This is a genomic window from Austwickia sp., from assembly GCA_016699675.1.
Classification (GTDB): Bacteria; Actinomycetota; Actinomycetes; order Actinomycetales; family Dermatophilaceae; genus Austwickia.
The window spans coordinates 2486445-2508492 of record CP064985.1 but is presented as its reverse complement, the minus strand read 5'-3'; the positions used below and the strand labels follow the sequence as shown (position 1 = coordinate 2508492).

The 22048-nt window shown below is 72.7% G+C and carries 16 protein-coding genes and 1 pseudogene; 13 read left to right on the top strand and 4 right to left on the bottom strand.

The window, feature by feature from the left end:
- Nucleotides 1-45 precede the first annotated feature (45 nt).
- From IPK37_11490 to IPK37_11465, 6 genes are read left to right on the top strand one after another with little or no spacing between them, the layout of a single operon-like run.
- Nucleotides 46-1653 (top strand): carbohydrate-binding domain-containing protein, encoded by a 1608-nt coding sequence (locus IPK37_11490; protein QQR99631.1) that lies wholly within the window; start codon nucleotides 46-48, stop codon nucleotides 1651-1653.
- A gap of 41 nt (nucleotides 1654-1694) precedes the next feature.
- Nucleotides 1695-2651 (top strand): phosphodiester glycosidase family protein, encoded by a 957-nt coding sequence (locus IPK37_11485; GenBank protein ID QQS02832.1) that lies wholly within the window; start codon nucleotides 1695-1697, stop codon nucleotides 2649-2651.
- 13 nt (nucleotides 2652-2664) lie between these two features.
- Nucleotides 2665-3771, top strand: coding sequence for a bifunctional glycosyltransferase family 2/GtrA family protein (locus IPK37_11480; protein QQR99630.1), 1107 nt, complete (start codon nucleotides 2665-2667; stop codon nucleotides 3769-3771).
- A 5-nt stretch (nucleotides 3772-3776) separates the two neighbouring features.
- Nucleotides 3777-4790: a dihydroxyacetone kinase subunit DhaK gene (dhaK, locus tag IPK37_11475; protein QQR99629.1), complete on the top strand. Its 1014-nt coding sequence runs from the start codon at nucleotides 3777-3779 to the stop codon at nucleotides 4788-4790.
- Nucleotides 4790-5449, top strand: coding sequence for a dihydroxyacetone kinase subunit L (dhaL, locus tag IPK37_11470; protein QQR99628.1), 660 nt, complete (start codon nucleotides 4790-4792; stop codon nucleotides 5447-5449). The genes dhaK and dhaL overlap by 1 nt, the downstream gene beginning before the upstream one ends.
- Nucleotides 5446-5913: a dihydroxyacetone kinase gene (locus IPK37_11465; GenBank protein ID QQR99627.1), complete on the top strand. Its 468-nt coding sequence runs from the start codon at nucleotides 5446-5448 to the stop codon at nucleotides 5911-5913. Before dhaL ends, IPK37_11465 begins: the two co-directional genes overlap by 4 nt.
- Nucleotides 5914-5969: 56 nt before the next feature.
- Here IPK37_11465 and IPK37_11460 read toward each other — a convergent pair whose 3' ends face one another.
- Together IPK37_11460 and IPK37_11455 are read right to left on the bottom strand one after the other, a co-directional pair.
- Nucleotides 5970-7178: an NAD(P)/FAD-dependent oxidoreductase gene (locus tag IPK37_11460; protein QQR99626.1), complete on the bottom strand. Its 1209-nt coding sequence runs from the start codon at nucleotides 7176-7178 to the stop codon at nucleotides 5970-5972.
- Between the two features lie 69 nt (nucleotides 7179-7247).
- The gene (locus IPK37_11455) at nucleotides 7248-7622 is read right to left on the bottom strand and encodes an RNA-binding S4 domain-containing protein (protein QQR99625.1); all 375 of its coding nucleotides are present in this window, start codon (nucleotides 7620-7622) and stop codon (nucleotides 7248-7250) included.
- A 142-nt stretch (nucleotides 7623-7764) separates the two neighbouring features.
- Between IPK37_11455 and IPK37_11450 the strand changes: the two genes are divergently transcribed.
- Complete coding sequence (locus tag IPK37_11450) at nucleotides 7765-8886, top strand: alpha/beta hydrolase fold domain-containing protein (protein ID QQR99624.1); 1122 nt, start codon at nucleotides 7765-7767, stop codon at nucleotides 8884-8886.
- Nucleotides 8887-8959: 73 nt separating this feature from the next.
- The gene (locus IPK37_11445) at nucleotides 8960-10966 is read left to right on the top strand and encodes a beta-propeller domain-containing protein (GenBank protein QQR99623.1); all 2007 of its coding nucleotides are present in this window, start codon (nucleotides 8960-8962) and stop codon (nucleotides 10964-10966) included.
- Nucleotides 10967-11090: 124 nt separating this feature from the next.
- Here the strand turns inward: IPK37_11445 and IPK37_11440 are convergent, their stop codons facing one another.
- Nucleotides 11091-13187: an acetoacetate--CoA ligase gene (locus IPK37_11440; GenBank protein ID QQR99622.1), complete on the bottom strand. Its 2097-nt coding sequence runs from the start codon at nucleotides 13185-13187 to the stop codon at nucleotides 11091-11093.
- Nucleotides 13188-13377: 190 nt separating this feature from the next.
- Between IPK37_11440 and IPK37_11435 the strand changes: the two genes are divergently transcribed.
- From IPK37_11435 to IPK37_11425, 3 genes are read left to right on the top strand one after another with little or no spacing between them, the layout of a single operon-like run.
- Nucleotides 13378-14886: a hypothetical protein gene (locus tag IPK37_11435; protein ID QQR99621.1), complete on the top strand. Its 1509-nt coding sequence runs from the start codon at nucleotides 13378-13380 to the stop codon at nucleotides 14884-14886.
- 8 nt (nucleotides 14887-14894) lie between these two features.
- Nucleotides 14895-16430 (top strand): hypothetical protein, encoded by a 1536-nt coding sequence (locus tag IPK37_11430; protein ID QQR99620.1) that lies wholly within the window; start codon nucleotides 14895-14897, stop codon nucleotides 16428-16430.
- Nucleotides 16431-16433: 3 nt separating this feature from the next.
- The gene (locus tag IPK37_11425; GenBank protein QQR99619.1) at nucleotides 16434-17975 is read left to right on the top strand and encodes a hypothetical protein; all 1542 of its coding nucleotides are present in this window, start codon (nucleotides 16434-16436) and stop codon (nucleotides 17973-17975) included.
- A 333-nt stretch (nucleotides 17976-18308) separates the two neighbouring features.
- Here the strand turns inward: IPK37_11425 and IPK37_11420 are convergent, their stop codons facing one another.
- Entirely contained in the window at nucleotides 18309-18662 is a 354-nt protein-coding gene (locus tag IPK37_11420; GenBank protein QQR99618.1) for a 2TM domain-containing protein, read from the bottom strand.
- 524 nt (nucleotides 18663-19186) lie between these two features.
- Between IPK37_11420 and IPK37_11415 the strand changes: the two genes are divergently transcribed.
- Complete coding sequence (locus tag IPK37_11415) at nucleotides 19187-20458, top strand: IS256 family transposase (protein ID QQR99617.1); 1272 nt, start codon at nucleotides 19187-19189, stop codon at nucleotides 20456-20458.
- A pseudogene (locus IPK37_11410) lies at nucleotides 20455-21416 on the top strand (VOC family protein). The gene IPK37_11415 and the pseudogene IPK37_11410 overlap by 4 nt, the downstream one beginning before the upstream one ends.
- Nucleotides 21417-22048: the final 632 nt, after the last annotated feature.

The following is a 22048-nucleotide window of genomic DNA, read 5'->3' as shown; positions in this document are numbered from 1 at the left end:
CCCCATCCCGTCCTGCCCGACATCCGACCCCCAAGGAAGCCCATCATGATCAAGCCCACCCGCCTCGCCCACGGCATCGCCGCCCTGGGCCTCGCCCTCTCGGTCGCCGCGTGCGGCACTGGCGCGACCACCGGACTGGCCGGCGCCGTCAGCAGCGTGGCCCAGGCCACCTCCGGCGCGACCACCGCGGGCAGCACCCTGACCGGCACCGCCGCCACGCTCCTCGCCGACAACGTCGCCTCCCACGCCCAGGCGGACGACGTGGACTACGACGCCGCCGACGCCGCCGACGCCGTCACCGTTCGCCTGTCCGACGCGGGCAGCACCGCCTCCGGGGCGGGCGTCACGGTCAGCGGCTCGACCGTCACCATCACCCAGAAGGGCACCTACGTCCTGTCCGGCTCGCTGTCGAACGGTCAGGTCCTGGTCGACAGCTCCGCCGAGGGCAAGGTCCGCCTCGTGCTCGACGGCGTCTCGATCAGCAACAGCAGCTCGGCCGCGATCTACGTCAAGGCGGCCGACGAGGCGGTGATCGTGCTGAAGGACGGCACGAGCAACACGGTCAGCGACGCCGCCACGTACGCCGCCGGCACCGACACCGATGCCCCCAACGCCGCCATCTACTCGATGGCCGACCTCACCATCGGCGGCGCGGGCAGCCTGACCGTCCGCGGGAACGGCAACGACGGCGTCGCCAGCAAGGACGGCCTGGTGATCCTCGGCGGCTCCGTCACGGTGACCGCGAAGGACGACGGGCTGCGCGGCAAGGACTACCTGATCGTCGCAGGCGGCACCCTGCAGGTGACGGCCGGCGGCGACGGCCTGACATCCGACAACGAGACCGACGACACCGTCGGCTCCGTGCGCCTGTCCGACGGCACGGTGACGATCAGCGCGGGCGACGACGGCGTACACGCCGAGGGCGACCTCGCGATCGAGGGCGGGAGCCTCACGGTCCAGAAGTCGACCGAGGGCCTGGAGGGCGCCAACATCGTGCTGGCCGGCGGCACCAGCACCGTCACCGCCACCGACGATGGCGTCAACGCCTCGGCCGGGGCTTCGTCCGGGAGCCAGGCGGGCCAGGGTGGCCCGGGTGGTGGCGGCGGCATGGCGAACACCGGGGAACAACTCCTCATCACCGGCGGGACGCACGTCGTCAGCTCCGGCGGCGACGGTCTCGACTCGAACGGCACGATCAGCATCTCCGGCGGCACGACCGTCGTGAACGGCCCCACCACCAACGGCAACGGCGCGCTCGACTCCAACGGCGGCATCACCGTCACCGGCGGCACAGTGCTTGCTGCAGGCAGCGCGGGGATGGCCGAGGCGCCGGGCGCGGCCTCGACCACCGGATGGCTGCAGGTCTCGCTGCCCAGTGCGGTCCAGGCGGGCAGCACCGTGCAGATCGTCAGCGGCGGGACGGTCGTGGCGAGCTACACGGCCCCCCGCACCGCGGCGAACATCGTCCTCGCCGGGGCGGGGATCACGAAGGGCCAGAGCTACGACGTGTACGTCGGGGGCCGGCTGGCCGCCGAGTCCGTCGCCACGACCTTCTCCCTCGGCGGCTCGACCACGGGCGCGGCCAAGGTCGCCACGGTGACCGCCGGATCGGCCACGGGCAACAGCATGGGCGGTTTCGGGGGTCGGCCGTGAGCGGGCCGGCGGTGCGAGAGCCGGTCGCGAGCGGGCCCGCCATCACCGATCCGGCCAGCAGCGCAGCGCCCGGCCGAGGCGTCACGCGCCGCGGCTTCCTCGGCGCCGCGCTCGGTGGCCTGGTGGCCGTCGGCTCCGGCGCCGGCTGGGCGGCCAACCGCTACCTGCTCGACCACGTCGAGGTCGCCCAGGCCTCGGCCGTCAAGGCCACCAACGTCTCGGTGGCCACGGCGGCCAGCGCGGGCCGCTACACCGCCACCGGATACACCTCCGACACGGCCACGATCAGCATCGCCACGAAGGTGATCGGTAGCGGCACGGACCGGATCACGGCCTACGTCGCCGACGTGCGGGTCAGCGATGCCACCATCGTGCGCTCGGCGTTCGCCGACGACGAGTTCGGCACCAACATCATCGCCAATCCCTCGGTCATCGCGGCCCAGGCGGGGGCGGTGCTCGCCGTCAACGGCGACTACTACGGGTTCCGGGACACCGGCATCGTCATCCGCAACGGGGTGGCCTTCCGGGACGCCGGCGCCCGCCAGGGTCTCGCGTTCTTCAGCGACGGCAGCGCCCGGCTGTACGACGAGACCACCACGACCGCGGCCCAGCTCCTCGCCGACGGGGTGTGGAACACGCTGTCGTTCGGACCCGGGCTCGTCGAGAACGGCGCGATCCTGCCCGGCATCGACGCCGTGGAGATCGACACCAACTTCGGCAACCACTCCGTGCAGGGTCAGCAGCCCCGCACCGGCATCGGGATCGTGGCGGCGAACCACCTGCTGTTCGTCGTGGTCGACGGGCGGTCCCCCGGCTACAGCCGCGGCGTGACCATGACGGAGTTCGCCCAGCTGTTCCTCGATCTCGGCGCCCGCACGGCGTACAACCTCGACGGCGGCGGCTCCAGCGCCATGCTCTTCCACGGTGCCCTGGTGAACAAGCCGCTCGGCACCGGTCAGGAGCGCGGGACCAGCGACATCATCTACGTGGCGGGCTGAGCGGGGGTGCGCCATGATCGTCCTGATTCCCAGCTACGAGCCCGACGGGCGGCTCCTGGAGCTCGTGCGGGCGCTGCGCGCGAGCACGACGTACGACATCCTCATCGTCGACGACGGGAGCGGGCCCGCCTACGCGCCGGTCTTCGCGGCGGCGCGTGAGCTCGGCGCGTGGGTATGCACCCACGCCGCCAACCGCGGCAAGGGTGCGGCGCTGCGCACCGGGTTCGCCCACCTCGCCGCCCACCATCCCGGCCGGGACGTGGTCTGCGCCGACGCCGACGGACAACACACCCCCGCGGACATCCGGCGGGTGGCGGCGGCGTTGCACCCGAGCGACACCGGGGCGGGCCCGGACATGGTGCTCGGCGTGCGGCACTTCACCGGGCGGGTGCCGGCGCGCAGCCGGTTCGGCAACGCGGTGACGACGCGGCTGTTCGGGGCGGTCACGCGCCTGCCCGTGGTGGACACCCAGACGGGGCTGCGGGCCTACCCGGCGCGGCTCCTGTCCTGGTTGCGGGGGGTGCCGGGGGACCGCTTTGAGTACGAACTCCGGCTGCTCCTGCGCGCCGCCCGGGAGCGGCTGACGGTGCGCCAGGTGCCCATCGCGACCGTCTACCTGGAGGAGAACACCTCGAGCCACTTCCGGCCGGTCCGGGACTCGGTGCGCATCTACGCACCGTTCCTGGCGTACGGGCTGTCCTCCTTCGCCGGCTTCGCGGTCGACGTCGCGCTGCTGTGGCTGCTCGCGGCCGCGACGGGCTCGCTCACGGCCTCGGTCGTCGGCGCCCGGTTGGTCAGCGGCGCCGTCAACTTCACGGTCAACCGGGTCTGGGTCTTCACCGACGGCGGCCGGGCGCCGCTGCGGGCGGCGCTGCTGCGGTACGTCGTACTGACGACGGTCCTGCTCGCCGCGAACCTGACGCTGCTGAGCGCCCTCGTCGGGATCGGCGTCCCGCTGTTCTGGGCCAAGCTGGGCACCGAGGCCGCGCTGTTCACCGTCGGCTTCGTCGCGCAGAAGGTGGCGGTCTTCTCTCCTCTCCGCCGCCCGGAGAAATGCGAGCCGTCCGCCGCGAAATCGCGCGACCCCCTGTCGGGCTCGGCCACGCGGGTGATTGGCTGACGGCCATGAAGAAGCTCATCAACGATCCGGCTTCTGTGGTGGCGGACGCCCTGCGCGGGATCGAGCTGGCGCACGGCGACCGGCTGCGGGTCGACCACGAGCAGCGCGTCATCTTCCGGGCCGACGCGCCGCGGCCGGGCAAGGTCGGCCTGGTCTCCGGGGGCGGCAGCGGGCATGAGCCGCTGCACGGCGGGTACGTCGGGTTCGGCATGCTCGACGCCGCCTGCGCGGGCGAGGTCTTCACCTCCCCGGTGCCGGACCAGATCATGGCCGCGACCCGCGGCGTCGACGGCGGCGCGGGCGTCCTGCACATCGTGAAGAACTACACCGGCGACGTCATGAACTTCGAGATGGCGGCCGAGCTGGCCGAGGCCGAGGCGGGCACCCGGGTCCTCGCGGTGGTGACGAACGACGATGTTGCGGTAGAGGATTCCCTCTACACCGCCGGGCGCCGCGGCGTCGGCGGCACCGTGCTGCTGGAGAAGATCGCCGGCGCGGCGGCCGAGGAGGGCCGGGACCTGGCGGCCTGCGCCGCGCTGGCCGGCCGGGTCAACGACCGGGTGCGGTCGATGGGCATGGCGCTGACCTCGTGCACGGTGCCCGCGGCGGGCGTGCCGACCTTCGACCTCGGTGAAGACGAGATGGAGGTGGGCATCGGCATCCACGGCGAACCCGGCCGGCGACGCGTGCCGCTCGCTCCCGCCGACGAGGTCGCCGCGATGCTGGTCGAACCGATCCTCGCCGACCTCGCCGCCGCCCAGATCCCCACCGACGGACCCGCAATCGTCCTGGTCAACGGAATGGGTGGGACGCCGCTGCTGGAGCTGTACGGCGTCTACGCCGAAGTCGCTCGGATCCTCGCCGCCCACGGCGTACGCATCGCGCGCAATCTGGTCGGCAACTACATCACCAGCCTGGAGATGGCCGGCTGCTCGGTGACGGTGCTCGCGGCGGATGAGGAGATGCTGCGGCTCTGGGACGCCCCGGTGGACACCCCCGGACTGCGGTGGGGCCGGTGATGACGCCGCTCCCGCTCGAGCGGACGGCGGCCTGGCTGCGCGCGTTCGACGCCGCGGTCCACGAGCACGCCGCCGAGCTCACCGACCTCGACCGGGCCATCGGCGACGCCGACCACGGCAGCAACATGGACCGCGGCATGACGGCGGTGGCGGCGCTGGACCCGGCAGCGTTCACGGACGCGGCGGCCTACCTGAAGAAGGCCGGGATGACGCTGGTCAGCACCGTGGGCGGGGCGAGCGGACCGCTGTACGGCACGTTTTTCCTGCGCTTCGCCGCCGCGCTGGAGCAGCCCGCGGTCGACGCCGGCGAGCAGGGTGCGGACCTCGCTGCCGTAGTCGGAGCGGCGCTGCGAGCGGGCGTCGAGGGGGTCGTCGCGCGGGGCAAGGCGGCCCCGGGCGACAAGACGATGCTGGACGCGCTGCTGCCGGCGGTGGACGCGTACGACGCCGCGGCCGGCCAGGGACTCGACGCCGCGCTGTCCGCCGCAGCCGCTGCCGCCGCCGACGGCCGGGCCGCCACGATTCCGCTGGTCGCCCTCAAGGGCCGGGCCAGCTATCTCGGCGAGCGCAGCGCCGGGCACCAGGACCCGGGCGCCACGTCGGCGGCGCTGCTGATGGCCGCTGCCGCCGCGACGCTCGGGGCGGCGGAGGCGTCGTGATCGGCCTCGTGGTCGTCTCGCACAGCCGGCCGCTGGCCGAGGCGGCCGTGGCGCTCGCGGCTCAGATGGTCTCGGGAGCCGGGCCGACGTTCGAGATCGCGGCGGGCACCGCCGACGGCGGGCTGGGCACCGACGCCACGGCAATCGCGGCGGCGATCGAGCGCGCCGACGCCGCGGCGCGCGGCACGTCGACGGACGGCACGAGGACGGACGGCACCGAACCAGCCGACGGCGCCGACGGGGTGCTGGTGTTCGTCGACCTCGGCTCGGCCATCCTGTCCACCCAGCTGGCCCTGGAGTTCCTCGACCCGGACGTCGCGGCGCGCACCCACGTCAGCGCCGCACCGTTCGTGGAGGGAGTCTTCGCAGCATTCGTCACCGCGTCGACGGGGGCCACCGCGGACGCCGTACGGCGGGAGGCCGACGGCGCCGCCGCCGCGAAGGCCGCGCAGCTGACGACCTGACCGGGTGGGCGTTGGCCGGCACATCCGCGGCGACCAGCCCGCAACAGCTGGTTGGCCTACTCCTCGGCGTCGGCGTCCTCGCTCGGCGCGCGATCCCCGCGGATCGCCGAGGCCACGGTCTCCCCCGCGGCAACCAGGGCCTCGCCCCGCTCGTCGTCGTCGTCCGCGTTGTAGGTCAGGACGCCGACGAGGATGTCGGCCGCGTCGCCGTACCAGACCGTGAATCCGCCCGTGCGCTCCACGACCTGCTCCGTCTCGTGGCCGCCGCCCCACGCGGCGTACTTGATCGTGTGCTCCCCGATCGTGCTCCAGAAGCCGGGCACGTCCGACCACGCGCGCTGGGCGCCGTCGGGCGCCGCCGCGTTCGCGCCGGCCAGCTTGCCCATCGCGAGGGCATCGCCCCAGTGTTCGACCGAGAGGGCTCGCCCGGCGGTGGCGTTGACCGCGCGGGCCGAGTCGCCCGCCGCCCAGACCCCCGGCGCCGCGGACAGGTGCTCGTCCGCCACCACCCGTCCCTCGTGCAGCTGCAGCCCGGTGCCCTCCAGGAAACCCGCCGCGGCCTCGATGCCGACCGCCGCGAGGATCAGATCGGGAGCCAGCGTGGTGCCGTCGCTGAGGTGCACGGTGCGGGGCGCCCGAATCCCCAGCACCTCCACCCCCGTCCGCACCTCCACGCCGGCGTCGGTGAGCCAGCTGGTGATCTGGTCGGCCACGTGATTGCCGAGGCGCTTGCGCTGCGGGCCATCCGCCGGGGTGACCAGGGTGGTCGCCAGGCCGCGTCGGGCCAACGACGCCGCAGCCTCGCAGCCGATGAACCCCGAGCCGATGACCACGGCCGAGCGGGCGTGCCCGGCCGAGGTCCACAGGCGCCGGGCGTCATCGAGGCTGCGCAGGTGGTGCACCTCGGCATTGGCGTCCGCGACCGGGAGCTGGCGCGGCCGCGCCCCGGTGGCGATGACCAGCCGCTCGTACGTCAGCTGCTCCCCGCCCGCCGTGACCGTCCGCGCGTCGAGGTCGACCGCGCTCACGGCGGTGTCCAGAATTAACTCGACTGACGCCGGCAAGGGGTCCTTGCCGATCTGGGTGCCCACGGGCTCGGTGTCGCCGGCGAGGACGCGCTTGGACAGCGGCGGGCGCTGGTACGGCGGGTCCTGGTCTGCCGTCACGATGCCGACCGGGCCCGGCCCACCGGCCGCGACGTACGCCTTGGCGGCGTTGACCCCCGCCGGTCCGCTGCCGATGACGAGAAGTCCGTAGGCGCTCATGTCGCGCTCCTACCCCGCAGCCGGGCTCGTAACCCCGCCTCGCGCGCAGCGATGGTTGGCGAGTCCGCCTCAGCGGCCACGGAACCGGTCCAGGTCCCGCCGCTCCCGCTTGGTCGGGCGACCGGCTCCACGGAGCCGCAACGCGACCGGCGCCGGCCGCTCCTCGCGCGGAGGCGGCGGTGGCGACTCGTCGAGGTAGGCCTCCGCGGCCAGCGGGGCGCTCACGCGCTTGGCGAGCAGTTGGCGTACGACGAGGATGCGCTCGCGCTGTTCGCCGCGGACCACGACCCGCTGGCCGGGGTGGACCAGTGTGGACGGCTTCGCCCGGACGCCGTCGACCGCGACGTGCCCGGCTTTGCAGGAGGTGGTGGCGAGCGATCGGCTCTTGTACACGCGGACCGCCCACAGCCAGGAGTCCACGCGGACGCTGCTCTGTTCCGCCATCGTTCGAGAATAAGGGCCCCCGGGTCGGGCGCCGCCGGGCGGCTCGATGGTCCTCGCCCGGACGGAGACAGGTGGCTCGCGGCGGCCGATTCGGGACCATAGCCCCTGCCGCACCGGCCGCGACCAGGAGGATCGTCGAGTCATGGCGGGGGACGATGGGCTGCGGCGACCGAGCCGCGCCATGCGCCTGGTGACCCGCATCCTGGCCACCGAACCGAAGCTGATGGCCGACGCGGAGGCCTTTGCCGCGGCGCACCTCGGTCGCGACTACCCCGAGCCAGTCCCGCCGCCCGCCGCGCTGCGCCGCGTCGCGGAGGTCAGCACCGAGGAGATCGCCGGCCGAACGGTCTTCACCGCGCGGCCGCGCCGGGGCGGCACCCCGTGGCACCTGCTCTATCTGCACGGCGGCGGCTACGTCAGCGAGCTGTTCGGCGTCCACTGGGACATCGTGCTGCAGCTGCTGCGGCACACCGGCGCCACGGTGAGCATCCCCATCTACCCGCTGGCCCCCGAGCACGACCACCGGGAGGGGAATGCGTACGTCGAGGCCGTCTACCGCGAACTCATCCGGCGCTACCCGCCCGAGCGCACCGTGCTCGTAGGCGACTCCGCGGGCGGCGGAATGGCGCTGGTGCAGGCGATGCGCTATCGCGACCGCGGCCTCCCCCTCCCGGCCCGGCTCGTGCTCTTTGCGCCGGCCACCTCCGTCGTACCGACCAATCCCGAGGTCGACGAGATCGAGCCGCGCGACGTGATCCTGGCCCGGCCCGGCGGCGCGCTCGCGGGCGTGTGGTGGGCCGGCCCGGACGAGCCCTCACACCCGGACGTCAGCCCGCTCTACGGCGACCCGCGCGGGCTGCCGCCGGTGGACATGTACGTCGGGACCGCCGACATCCTCTGGCCCGATGCCCGGATCATGGCCCGGCACATCGCCGAGGCGGGCGGGGAGGTGCGGCTGGTCGAGTACCCCGACGCGATCCACGTGTTCGTCGGCGCGACGTTCACGCCCGAGGCGCAGGACGTCTACCGGCGCCTCGCCGTGACGCTGGGCGTTGCGCCCCTCGCGCCGCGGCTCACCCGGGACCCCGGCGTCGCCATGCTCGGCGCCCCCGCGGTGATCTTCCCGCACCAGGTCGCGCTGCGGCTGCACGCGCGGGGCACACCGTGGATCCGACACATCGGGGCCCGCGCCCACCTGCGGTTCACCGTGCGCGGAACCCGGCTGGAGCAGTTCGTGGCCGGCCGCCGCCTGGCCCGGCCGTAGCGGCGGCAACCCAGGGTCGGTTCCAGCGGCTCTCTCCGGGTGGCATCTTCCCCGCGAGTGAAGGGTGGCCGTCATGAGCGCCACGTCCCGGTCTGGTTCACGGGCCACGTCCCGCCTCCCCCGCCGATCGGTCGCCGCCGTCGGATTGGCGGCCGCCGTGGTCGCCGCCGCGGGCGCGATCGGGCTGGCGGCGCCGGACGGTACGCCGAGTGCTGCCGCCGCCCCGGCGCTGCCGACGTTCGGGACCTGCGCCGAGGTGGACGACTGGCTGGCGCAGCGATGGACCGAGCAGACCGGTGGGGCCAAGTCCGGGAGGGCCGATAATCTCGCCGGACCGGCGGCCGGCGCCTCGGTCGAGCGGTCGACGGTCGCGGCCGCAGGGTCGGTGGCCGCGGACGCCACCGGTGCCGTCGGCAGCAGCGGCACGGGGACAAACACCCAGGAGGCCGGCGTCGACGAGGCCGACGGAGTCAAGGCGCGCGACGGGCTCTTGTACACCGTCGACGCGGCCGGGCTACGCGTCCTGGACGTCCGCGGCGCCGCGCCCGCGCTGCTCGCCACGCTGCCCCTGTCGATCTCCCGCACCGGTGCCCACGACTCGATCGCGCCCTCCGAGTCACCCGAGCTGCTCCTGGTGGGCCAGCGCGTGGCGGTCTTCACCACGACCTTCACTCCGCCCACGACCGCCCCCACCACGGTGCCGCCGACCACGGTGCCGCCCAGCGCCGCCGCGCCGCGGGACTTCTCGATCACCCGCGCCACCGTCGTCGACGTCGCGGACCCCCGCTCCCCCAAGCTGCTGACCAGCATCGAGACTCCGGGACGCACGATTGCCGCCCGGGAACACGGCGGGCTGATCCGCTGGGTGACCAGCTCCCTGACCCGGCCGCAGGGCCTCGACTGCACCCGGATCGCCCACCCGCAGGAACCGTCGGGCGCCGGGCTGCTCGCCGTGCGGTCCCTCGACCCCGCGAAGACCCGCGCCGGCGAACCCGGCAGTCCCATCGCCGACGCGGCGGGCGTGACCGCCGCGGGGGAGATGGTCTACGCGAGCGCCGATCGGCTCTACGTCGCGACCACCGCGGGTGGCTGGTGGGGGCCGATCCGACCCGCGATCGGCGGGGTGGCCGACATTGGGCCCGCGCCGGGGGACGCCGGGCCGAACACGTGGATCCACGCCTTCGACACCGCGCCGGGGTCGCCGCTGCGGCACGTGGCCTCGGGCCAGGTGGAGGGGATCCTGCTCAGTCGGTGGTCCATGTCCGAGCGCGACCGGCGGTTGCGCGTGGCGACGACCCGCTCGCTGCCGGCGGCGCCGTCCGTTCCGGGGCCCGGTTCGCAAGGCGCCCTACCGGCGCCGGTCACCAGCGACGCGGCGGTCTCGGTGCTGGTCGAGGACGGCGGCACGCTCCGGCAGGTCGGTCGGGCCACCGGGCTCGGCAAGGGCGAACGGGTCAAGTCCGTGCGCTGGTTCGACGACCTGGGCGTCGTGGTCACCTTCCGGCAGACCGACCCGCTGTACGTGCTGGACCTCGCCGACCCCACGCGCCCGGCCGTCCGCGGGGAGCTGAAGGTGCCCGGGTTCTCGACGTACCTGCACCCCATCGGCGACCACCGGCTCCTCGGGGTCGGGATGACGGCGACCGACCAGGGTCGGATCACCGGCGCGCAGGTGGCGACGTTCGACATCGCCGACGCGGCCCGGCCGGCGCGGCTCGATGTGGCGGAGGCACCCGGCAGCCGGGCGGACCTGACGTACGACGCCCGCGCGTTCGCCTATCTGCCGGCGGCCCGCACCGCGCTGGTGCCGGGGTTCTGGTCGGCGAGCGAGGCTCCCGGGCCGTTCGCCCCGGCCGTCCGAGGCTTCACGGTCGATTCCGGGGGCCGGCTGACCGTGATCGGCACGGTCACCGGCACCGGTCTGCGGGGCGGGCCGCTGCGGCAGGTGACCATCTCGCCGACCCGCGTGGCGCTGGTCGCCGGGGGCGGTGGGGCGCCCGCGACCCTGGAAGTCCTCGACGTGGCCGGCGGCACGCTGAACGCGACGGGAACCCTGACCCTCCCCTCGCAACCACGGTGACGGACCCCGCAACCATGGTGACGAGTTTCAAGCGCACGACGGGCCCCGTGGTAACGAACCCCGCAGCCATGGTTACGAGAACCGCAACCATGGTGACGGACTTCCACTGCGGGAGGGCCCCCCCTCAGGCGTCCCGCTTGCCGCCGACGTACCGCTGGAATTGCGTCAGGCTCGCGTAGTCGTCGACGGCGTCAGGGGCCGCGACCGACTCGAGCGGGTGCCCCTGGATCAGCCGCTTGACCGGGACCTCGAGCTTCTTGCCGGTCTTGGTGTGGGGCAGCGAGGCCACCGCGATGACGTCGTCGGGCACGTGCCGCGGGGACGCCCCGTCGCGGATCGCGGACTTGATCGCCGCGGCGGTCGAATCATCGAACGTCACCCCCTCGGCGGGCACCACGAACAGCACCAACCAATACCCGCCGCCGTCCAATTCCGCTCCGATGACGAGCGATTCGGCGACGTCCGGGAGGGTGTCGACCACCTCGTAGATGTCGGCGCTGCCCAGCCGTACGCCGTGCCGGTTGAGCGTCGAGTCTGAGCGCCCCGACACGATCAGCGACCCGCGCCCGGTCACCTCCATCCAGTCCCCGTGCCGCCACACGCCGGGGAAGTGGTCGAAGTAGGCGTCGTGATAGCGGGCGCCGTCGGGGTCGGCCCAGAAGTACAGCGGCATCGACGGCATCGGCCGCGTGATCACCAGCTCGCCGACCTGCCCGACCACCGGCTGGCCCTGCCCGTCCCACGACTGCAGCGCCACCCCGAGCATCGGTCGCGGGAGTTCGCCGGCCCAGATCGGGGTGTTGATCGCGCCGCCGGTGAACGACGTCGCGACATCCGTGCCGCCGCTCATGGAGTAGACCCGCACGTGCGCCCCGACGTGGTCGCGGATCCAGGGGTACGGCGACGCCGGCAGCGGCGCCCCAGTCACCCCGACCACGCGCAACGCGTCGAAGTTCAGGCCCTCCCCTGGATTCAGCCCAGCCTTCTCACACGACAGCAAGAACGCCGGGCTCAACCCCGCCACGGCCACGCGGTGCTCGGCGATGATCCGCCAGGGCCGCATCGGGTCGGGGTAGGACGGCGACCCGTCGTACATCACCGTCGGCGCCCCCGCGAGCGGCGCCGACGCGACGATGTTCCAGAGCATCCAGTTCGTCGTCGTGTACCAGAACAGCCCCCGCCCCGGCCCCATCTCCATGTGCAGGCCGAGCATCTTGAGCAGCTCCAGCAGCACGCCGCCGTGGCTGTGCACGATCCCCTTCGGCTTGCCGGTGGTGCCGGAGCTGAACAGGATCCACAGCGGCGCGTCGAACGGCAGCCGCGCGTAGTCCGGCCCCTGCGGCGCCCCGGTCGCTCCCGTCGCGGCGCTCGCCATCGCCTCGTCCCAGGACACCCGCGGTACGTCGGGTGCGCCGGGCGCCCCACCCGGCGCCGAGGTCTCGGGACCGAGCCCGAGGTGCGGCATCGCCACCACGGCGCGCAACGTCGGCAGCGCGGCCGCCAGCCGGTCGACCTCGGCGCGGCGATCCATGACCTTGCCGTTCCAGCGGTACCCGTCGGCGGTCACCAGCACCACCGGCTCCAGCTGCCCGAATCGGGCCGCTGCCCCCTCGGCCGAGTAGTCCTGACCGCAGGCCGACCAGACCGCCCCGATCGCGGCGGAGCCGAGGAAGGCGACGAGGGCGCGCAGCTCGTTGGGCACGTACCCGATCACCCGGTCCCCCGGCTCGACGCCGACCGAGCGCAGCCACGCGGCGAACGCGGCCACTTGGGCGCGCAGCTCGCGCCACGTCGCGGTGACGCGCACGTCCTCCTCGTCGATGGAGGTGACCACGACCTCATCGGCCAGGGCGGGGTCGTCGGCCCAGCGCAGCAGGTTCTCGGCGTAGTTGAGCCGTACGTCGGGGAACCACACCGCTCCCGGCATCCGGTCCTGCGCGAGCACGGTGTCGGGGCTGCCCTCGGCCACCACGTCGAAGAAGTCCCACACGGCGCGCCAGAACCCGTCGAGGTCGCGCACGGACCAGGCCTGCAGGTCGTCGTACGTCGAAAGGCCCAACCCGTGCCGCTCGTTGACCATCGCCGTGAACTTGGCAAGGCGAGACTCGGCGACCGCCGCGGGGTCGGGCCGCATGAAGGGTTCGACGTCGTAAGCCTCGATGTCGGCGTCGAGGGCGTGGGCGTCGACCGGGGTCGGCTCGCTGGCGGGTGGCGTCGTCATTCCCCCATCAAACCCCGCCGAACGCCCGACCGGTCGGTAAGCGGGGTAGTCAACTTGGCCGACTCTGAATACCGCTGTCTGCCATCGAGACTCGGCCAGTCCCGCTTGGCGATTCCGCCCCGGCGTGTGACCCTGGCAGAGGGCCGATCGTCATCCTCGGCCTGAATCTGGTCATCCTGAAGGGCTCGTCATGCGCGCCGCGTTCCGTCGTACCGCCGTCACCGTCCTGTCGAGCGCAGTGCTCGCCGCAGGGGGCATCGCGGGCTCGCCCGCGGCCTCGGCTTCCGTCCCGGCCACGCCGGGCGAGTCCGCCGAGTCCGCCGCGTCGTTCACCGTGGCGTGGGTGGAGCACCCGGTCGAGGAATCGGGCTATGTCTCCTACGTCGAGCGGGTCACCCTCACCAATGCGGGGAAGAGCACGCTGACGCTGGTCAAGGTTGGTGCGGACGGCGTACCGTTCACCGGCGTCACCAGCGAGTGCGTCATCGCCCCGGGCGAGTCCTGCCGCGTCGGCGTCGCGTGGCCCTTCCTGGGCGGCGACTATCCCGAGGTGATGACCACGACGCTGTTCGCGACGATGCGGACCGACGCGGGCACCGAGATCACCCAGACGCAGGCCCTCCGGCTGCCCGTGGTGGACACCCCACCGTGGGAGCCGTACGCCGTGCAGGTCCCCGCGGGCGACTACGACCCGGCGGACCGTCCCGCCCTGTGCCTCAGCACCCCGAGCGAGCGGAACCGTATCATCGAACCCAGCACCATGGTGGCGCTGGTCAGCGACCGGTTCGGGGACCTCCTCGCGGCGGACAACCCCGCGATGCAGCAGAGCAACCGGTGGGAGTACTACTGCGAGCGCGCCTGGGAACTGCGGGACTCGGCGCTGGCCGATGCCCCGACCACGGACGTGGTCCACATGACGTACGTCGATGACGAGGGCAACCGCGTCACCACCGACTACCCGCTGACCTACCCGGCGCCGACCGAGCCGCCGGAGCCTCCGCAGCCGCAACAGCCGCCGGTCGAGGCGCGCCTGGTCGCCGACCCCAGCACGCTGGCCGAGACCGGTGAGGTCGCCCACCTGACGCTGACCGTACGCAATCCGCGCACGGTCCCGGCGGTGCTGGAACACCTCGTGACCCGCGCCGGCCGGGATCTTGCCGTCGAACGCGACCAGCCGAAGACCGGCACCGTCTGCACCGGAAGCCTGACCCTCGCGCCGGGCGAGAGCCTGGTCTGCCGCTACACCTCCCCGAACCCCCTGGTCGGGCAGGCCGGCACGACGCAGCGCGCGACGGTCACTCTCTCCGGGCCGGACGTCGCCGCGGTCGCCGAGACCGACCTGACGTTCCGCGACGTGCCGCCGGACGCCCGGGTCACGCTGGCCCGGCCGGCCGCGGGCGGGCTGGCCGTCACGGTCACCGGCATGTCCGCGGAACCGGGAGTCATCGAGGGGATCGACGTCCTGAGCCTCGCCGACATGGGCAGCTCGACCTGTACGCCGGGAGCGCGGCTGACCCGCGACGCCACCTACAGCTGCACGATCGGCGGCGCCCCGACCCAGCCCGGCGCCCCCGCCGATCCCAGCGCGGCGTGGCCGATGTCCCCGCTGGCGTTCCTGCCCGTCGTCGTGGCCGTCCAGGTCAAGGACGACGACGGCACGAGAGCGACGGCGTACGGCTGGAGCTTCCCGACGAGTTAGGCGACGCGATGCAGCGATTCCCGCTCCCAGGCGCTCTGTGGCCGCGGCTGCGGCTGCAGAGACAGCCCGGCCTGCGCCGCAGGGCCGCCGCGTTCGTCCTGGCGGTGGCGACGACCCTCACCGCCACGGTCACCCTGGCCGTATCGACCGTCGCCCTCCCCGCTGGCGCGGCGTCGGCCGCGGAGGGGACGCCGGACTTCACCATTCAGTGGCACGAACACCCCATCCACGAGTCGGGGGACGGCAGCGGTTTCGAACGCGCCACGATCACCAACACGGGCACCACGGACCTGGAGTTCTCCTTCGCCGGCTTCGACGGGCGCCGCTACCCGTGGCCCAGCATCTGCCCCATCGCTCCGCGTGAGTCGTGCCAGGTCACCGTCGGCGATCTGATCATTTATGGCGACTACCCGCGCACGTGGACGAGCGTGCTGTCCGCGACGATGAGAACCCCCGACGGTCGCACGCTCACCCGGTCGCAGACGGTGACCTTGGCGATGGTGGACGACCCGCCGATGTCCGTGGACCTCATGATGGCGCCGTCTGAGAGCGATTACGCGTACGACAGACCGACCTTCTGCCTGGGTTCCGGGAGCGTGCGCTTTATGAACTTCGAACCGGTTCGGCTGACGGGACTGACGAGCACGACCTACGGTGACCTGCTCGATCCGGCCAATCCCCTCGTACGGCGGGTGCCGCCGTGGACGCCCTATTGCCAGCGGGGGTTCGCCTGGCAAGCGGTGGCCGAACCGTCCCCGGACGACCCCCGCACGGAAACCTTCTTCCTCACCCACGAGGACGACGACGGCGGCCGCGCGACCACCGAGCAAACGGTCACCTGGACCTCTGCCAGCCCGACCGTCCCCCGCCCCACGATTGAGGCGACGCTCACCGCGGAGCAGGAGTCGCTCGCCGAGACCGGAGAGGTCGCGAGCTTCGTCCTGACGATCCGCAACACCGGCACGACGTCCGCAACGCTCACCAGCATGCGCACCGCCTCCGGACGCGAGCTGTTCGTGGAGTCCAGTCCAACCGGCGACACGCACTGCGACAACTCGCTCGCCGGGCTCTGGCCCGGAGGGGAGCTGACGTGCCGGTTCACCTCCAGGACGCCCCTGCGCGGGGACGCGGGGGAATTCTTCACGACCAGCGTCACCGTCCTCGGCACCCACCTACATCAGGTCGCCGAGCTCTCGATTCCGTTCCGGGACGTCCCTCCGGACGCCGCCGTCACGCTGAGCGCCGTACCCGTTGACGGGCCGGGATCCACCCGGCGCCAGGCCGCCGTCACCGTCCGGAACCTGACCCCCGAACGGGGCACCATCGAGCGGCTTGAGGTGCTCGCCCTCGGCCAGCAGATCGCCAACACCTGCACGACGGGTGCAGCGGTCGAGGAGGGGACCGGCTACCGCTGCACCGTAACCCTCGCCGCGCCGCGGTGGCTGGCCAACGTCCCCGTGGCGGTCATGGTCCGGGTCCGCGACGACGAGGGCAACGTGGTGACGCGCTCCGCGTGGACCCTCCTGCGCCCCTGGGGTCGGTGAGCCATGCGAACCCGCGACGGCGCGCCCCGGCTACGACGTACGGTCAAGTCCGTCCTGCTGGCGGTCGCCCTCGCCGCCGGCGTCGGCGCCGTGCCCACGGGGGCCGATAGGGCTGCGATGGCCGCGGTGGGCACCGCCCACTCGTTCACGGTCACGTGGTCGGCGCATCCGGTGCACGAGACGGGGACGGTCGACGGCTCGGAGTGGGCGACGCTCCGCAACACGGGGACGACGCGGCTCAGCCTGCTCTCCTCCGGGTGGGAGGACGACGTCGTGCCGGCGCGGCCCTCGGCCTGCGTCCTGGAACCCGGCGGGTCATGCCTGATCAGCGTCGGGACGGTGATCGTGGGCGGCGACTACCCGCGGACCTGGACGCGAACGCTGGTCGTCACGATGGCCGCGCCGGACGGTACGGCGATCACCAGGCGCCAGCCCATCACGCTCGCCATGGTCGACGACCCGCCCGGGGAACCGTTCTCCGTGCGGATCATGGGTGCCGTGTCCGCCGAGCAGCCCACGCTCAGGTACTGCGCGCCGTTCTCGATGGGCGGCCCGGCCCGGGTCCGCGAGCCCGTGACCCTGGTCTCGCTGACCAGCGACCGGTACGGCAACATGCTCGACCCGGCCAATCCCCGGTTGTCCTCCGACGGCAGCCGAAACCGCTGCCAGCGCTCCTGGACCGCCAAGGCGACGGTGCCGCCGGCGCCGTACTACACCGACATGGTCCGGATGGGGTACGTGGACGACGAGGGCAACCGCGGTTCCGCGGAATTCCCCCTCAGCTGGCCGGGCCCGGTCCCCGCGCAGCTTAGGCTCGCCGCCACCCTGACGGCCGATCGGACCTCCCTCGCCGAGACCGGCGACACGCCCACCTACGGCCTCACCCTGCGCAATCTCGGCAATGTCCCGCTGCGACCCCACGAGATGACGACCCGCGACGGCCGCGACCTGCTCGCGGAGCTCCGCGCCGGGACGCTGCGGTGTGACGGCCTGACGGGCTCTGGCTACCTGAGCGAGGGCGCCACCGCGGTGTGCCGGTTCGCGCCTGCCCAGCCGCTGACGGGGCGCCCGGGCACGACGTACGAACAGGCCGTGCGTCTGCGGGTCGGTGGGCTGGTGGGCGACGGTGAGGTCACGGCCGACCCGGGCGTGGCCGTGGCGTTCCGCGACGTACCGCCGGATGCTCGCGTCACCCTCGCCCGCCCGGATCGGGTGACCCCCGGACGCCCGTCCGCGGTGGCGGTCGTCGTGACGGGGACGTCGGCCGAGGCGGGCACGGTGGTGGGCATCGATGCGGACGTACGCGGCACGGACCGCAGCGTGGACCGCGGCGTGGCGCGTGTCGCCAGCACCACCTGTACGCCGGGGGCCACGCTGGCCCGAGGCGCGACGTACCGATGCTCCGTCGTCGTGGTCGGGGCGGGACGACGGCACGCGTCCGCCGTCGAGGCGGTAACGGTGCGGGTCCGCGACAACGACGGCACCGAGGTCGTCCGGCGGGCCGAGGTGACGCTGCGGCGGCCGGGTTCGGCGCAGGAGCGTTGAGGTCGGAAAACGCGTGAGGGGCAGGCGTCCCCACGCCTGCCCCTCGGTCATCCAGACCGTTCGCGCCGCCGCCAGTCCTGGCGGCGAGTCCCCAGCCCCGTTGGTGCTGTTCCCTATTCCCCGGTCGTGCTGCCGGCTCCCCTGCCGGTCGTGCTGCCGGCTCCCCTGCCGGTCTTGCTCCCGGCTCCCCTGCCGGTCGTGCTGCCGGCTCCCCAGCCGGTCGAGCCTCACGGTCGGCGACCCCTCACCGTCCGTCCACCCTCCCCATCGGCGTTCAAGACGTCTGTCCAATCTGGGATTTCTCGGGTTTTGTTCAAGACATCGCAAAATCCGTCAGGAACGATCACGGTCCACGACGTCCTGCGGCCCCGGCAGTTGGCCGCGCCGCTGATCGAGGGCGCGCAGGCGCTCGGCCTCGGCGGCGATCTGCGCTTCGCTGGGCGGTTCGTCCCACCTGAGGGACACGATGTGGAAGGCAAGCCCGATCCCCCAGCCCAGCATCGGCCAGACCGGCCACGGGTAGCCCCGCGAGGTGAGCGCCCAGATGATCCACAACGCGCCGATGACGATGGCGTAGCTGGTGAGGTGCTGGCGAAGCTCCCGCTTGCGCTTGATGCGCTTGGCCGCGCGGCGACGCAGATCGGCCTCGGCCGCCGCCGGGAGGTAGGGCTGCAATGGTTCAGTCATCCGTCCGATGCCCCCGCAGGTCGATGTCAGAACGTCTCACGAGCCACGCTACCCGGCTGACCGACCAATGGCTCCGCTTGGCTGGCCTATGGCTCCGCGTGGCTGGCCTTTGGCTCGCTCCCATTGGGCGAGGCCCAGCACTGGTCAGCAGGATGAACCCCGCACCGACCGCCGCACACTGAGCGCCGGCCGCTCTCGCGCAGTCCGCCGACGGCTCGCAGCGCCACCTGCGACACCGCCTCTCACCTGTCGCACCGAACCCTCCGGCGTGGCGGGCGGTCCTAGAACGGTGGCGGGCCGGGGTCGGGACGTGGCGAGTCAGCGAACCGCTGTTGGCGACTCATTGGCTCGTCGCGTCGCTGCCGCCCAGCCCCCCTGCCTGGTGGCCGGAGCAATGATCAGAACCTGTGGATGGCGCTCGGCGAGGTGACGTGAGGTGGACGTACCTCCCGAGCAAGATCGAAGTCCATGCTCAAGTTCGGATCGGGGTCGGCGTTGGCGCGCCGGCTCGGGAAGGTACATCCATGCTCAAGGTAGTTCACGACGCTTCGGCGTCCAACGAGTCGGCCGGTGGTTCGCTGTTGGATGAGATCGTCCGTGACGGCGCTCGGCAGATGCTTGCGGCAGCGTTGCAGGCCGAGGTCGCTGTCTACATCGAGGCGTTCGCCGACGAGGTCGACGAGGCGGGTCGGCGGCTGGTGGTGCGCAACGGTCATCACGGGTCGCGGGAGGTGACCACGGCGGCGGGCGCGATCCCGGTGCGTGCACCGCGGGTCAACGACAAGCGCGTCGACCCGATCACCGGGCAGCGGCAGCGGTTCGCCTCGGCGATCCTGCCGGCCTGGGCGAGGAAGTCGCCGAAGGTTGCCGAGGTGTTGCCGCTGCTGTACCTGCACGGCCTGTCCAGCGGCGACTTCGGCCCGGCGCTGACCCAGTTCCTCGGCTCCGGTGCGGGCCTGTCGGCGGCCACGATCACCCGGCTGACGAAGGACTGGCAAGACGAGGCGGCCGCGTTCAACAAGCGCTCGTTGGCCGAGACCGACTACGTGTACGTGTGGGTCGACGGGATCCACCTCAAGGTCCGTCTCGAGCAGGACAAGGTGTGCCTGCTGGTGATGATCGGCGTGCGTGCCGACGGTTCGAAGGAACTGATCGCGCTCGACGACGGGCACCGGGAGTCGACCGAGTCCTGGCTCGACCTGCTCCGGTGCTGCAAGCGACGTGGCATGCGGGTACCGGTGCTCGCGGTCGGCGACGGTGCACTCGGGTTCTGGGCCGCGGTCCGGCAGGTGTTCCCCGAGGCTCGTGAGCAGCGCTGCTGGTTCCACAAGATCGCCAACGTCCTCAACGTGCTGCCGAAGTCGGCCCAGCCCGGCGCGAAGGCCGCGCTGGCGGAGATCTGGAACGCCGAGGACAAGGACCACGCGAAGGCCGCGGCGAAGGCGTTCGTAGCCGACTACGGTGCGAAGTGGCCCAAGGCGGCCGCGAAGATCACCGAGGACCTCGACGTGCTCTTGGCGTTCTACGACTACCCGGCCGAGCACTGGATCCACCTGCGCACGACCAACCCGATCGAGTCGACCTTCGCCACCGTCCGGCTTCGTCAGCGGGTCACCAAGGGACCCGGCTCCCGGGCTGCCGGGGTGGCCATGGCGTTCAAGCTCATCGAGTCCGCGCAAGCACGCTGGCGCGCGGTCAATGCACCGCACCTGGTCGCGTTGGTCCGCGCGGGTGCGACCTTCAAGAACGGCCAACTCGTCGAACGCGACGACGACGAGACGGGAGCGGCCGCGTGAGCTCGGCACCGATCGGGACCATCCACCACGTCGAGCTATGGGTCCCCGACATCGACCGCGCCGCCGCGCAGTGGGGATGGCTGCTCACCGAGCTGGGCTACCAGCCGTTTCAGGAATGGACCGGTGGATGCAGTTGGCGCCTGGCGGACACCTACATCGTGATCGAACAGTCGCCCGACATGCTCGCCGAACCTCACGACAGGAAACGCCCCGGGCTCAACCACCTAGCCTTCCACGCCGGCGATCAGGCCCAGGTCGACGCCCTCACCGCCGCTGCCGCCGAGAACGGTTGGGCACTATGTTCGCCGACAAACACCCCCACGCCGGCGGCCCGCAGACCTACGCCGCCTACCTATCGAACACCGACGGCCACGAAGTCGAGCTCACCGCGAGCAACCCCGTAAAACTCACCCATCCACAGGTCTTGACGATTCCTCTGGTGGCCGTCGCGCTGGCCTGGTCGCGGGAGTCACGCCCCTGGCGCGGTAGTCGATCGGAGGGCGATAGTCGATCGGAATACCGCCGTCCTCGAGGCAGGTCTCGTCACCGCGTCCGAGCTCACCGTCGCCGACGAGTGGGTGGCCCTTCAGGGGGTAGCTCTCGCCACCGCGTCCGAGCTCACCGTCGCCGACGAGTGGGTGGCCCTTCAGGGGGTAGCTCTCGCCACCGCGTCCGAGCTCACCGTCGCCGACGAGTGAGCTGCCATACGGGGGGTAGCCGTGGTCGTCGCCGTGGTGGTCGTCGTCTGCGCCCGGCGCATCGGGCTCAGGTCTGGGGGACGTCGACCCGCGGGAATCACGACTCGACGTGGGACGTCCGGGTGCGGTGGGGTCGTACTGGTACGGGTACGTCGTGTACTGCCGCCCCGTCCCGGTGGTCCACACGATCGTCCCGTCCGGGGACTGCGTCGTGGTCCATTGCCCCCGGGTCTTGTGTCCGTGGGGGCGCCGAGACTTAGCCGACAGATTGGCTGCGGACGTGGCTCCGCCTTGGTCCCAGGGCAGGTCATGGTCCAGGTCGCACCGCTCCGCGGGATGGGTGCTCCCCGGGGCGCGGCAGGTCCCGTCCCGGACGTGGACCGCTTCGCGGAGCCGCGGTGGTGGGGCGTAGCTGGTGGAGATCAGTTCGATGGCCTCTCCCGTGACGGGATCGGTCACGAGGCGTCGCCAGGTGGAGCCAGCGGCGTAGGCCAGGTCCCGCACGATGTGCGCCGCCAGCGGCTCCCCGTCGGCCAGCGTCCCGGGCTCCTCACTCAGACCGAGCAACGCGGCCGCGGAGATCACGATCCGCAGCTCCGCCGGCGGTAGTCCCCCGGGCAGGTACGCCAGCCACGACGCGGTGACCTCCTCGAGATCCTGCAGAGTGTCGCTGGTGTCGCCCCTGCCGCCGGTGCCACCGGCGCCTGGCCCGGCCCCTGCGTCCCCTGCGTCCCCTGCGCCCGCTGCGTCAGGGGCGCCCGAGGCGGGAGTCGCATCGTTGGTGCCGCTCGACTGGGTGTCCGCTACGGCAGTGGCATCCGTCGCGGCAGAGACTGTGGCAGCACCCGCGGCGCCGCCCGAATAGGCGCTCGGCGCAGTCCTGCTCGTGAGA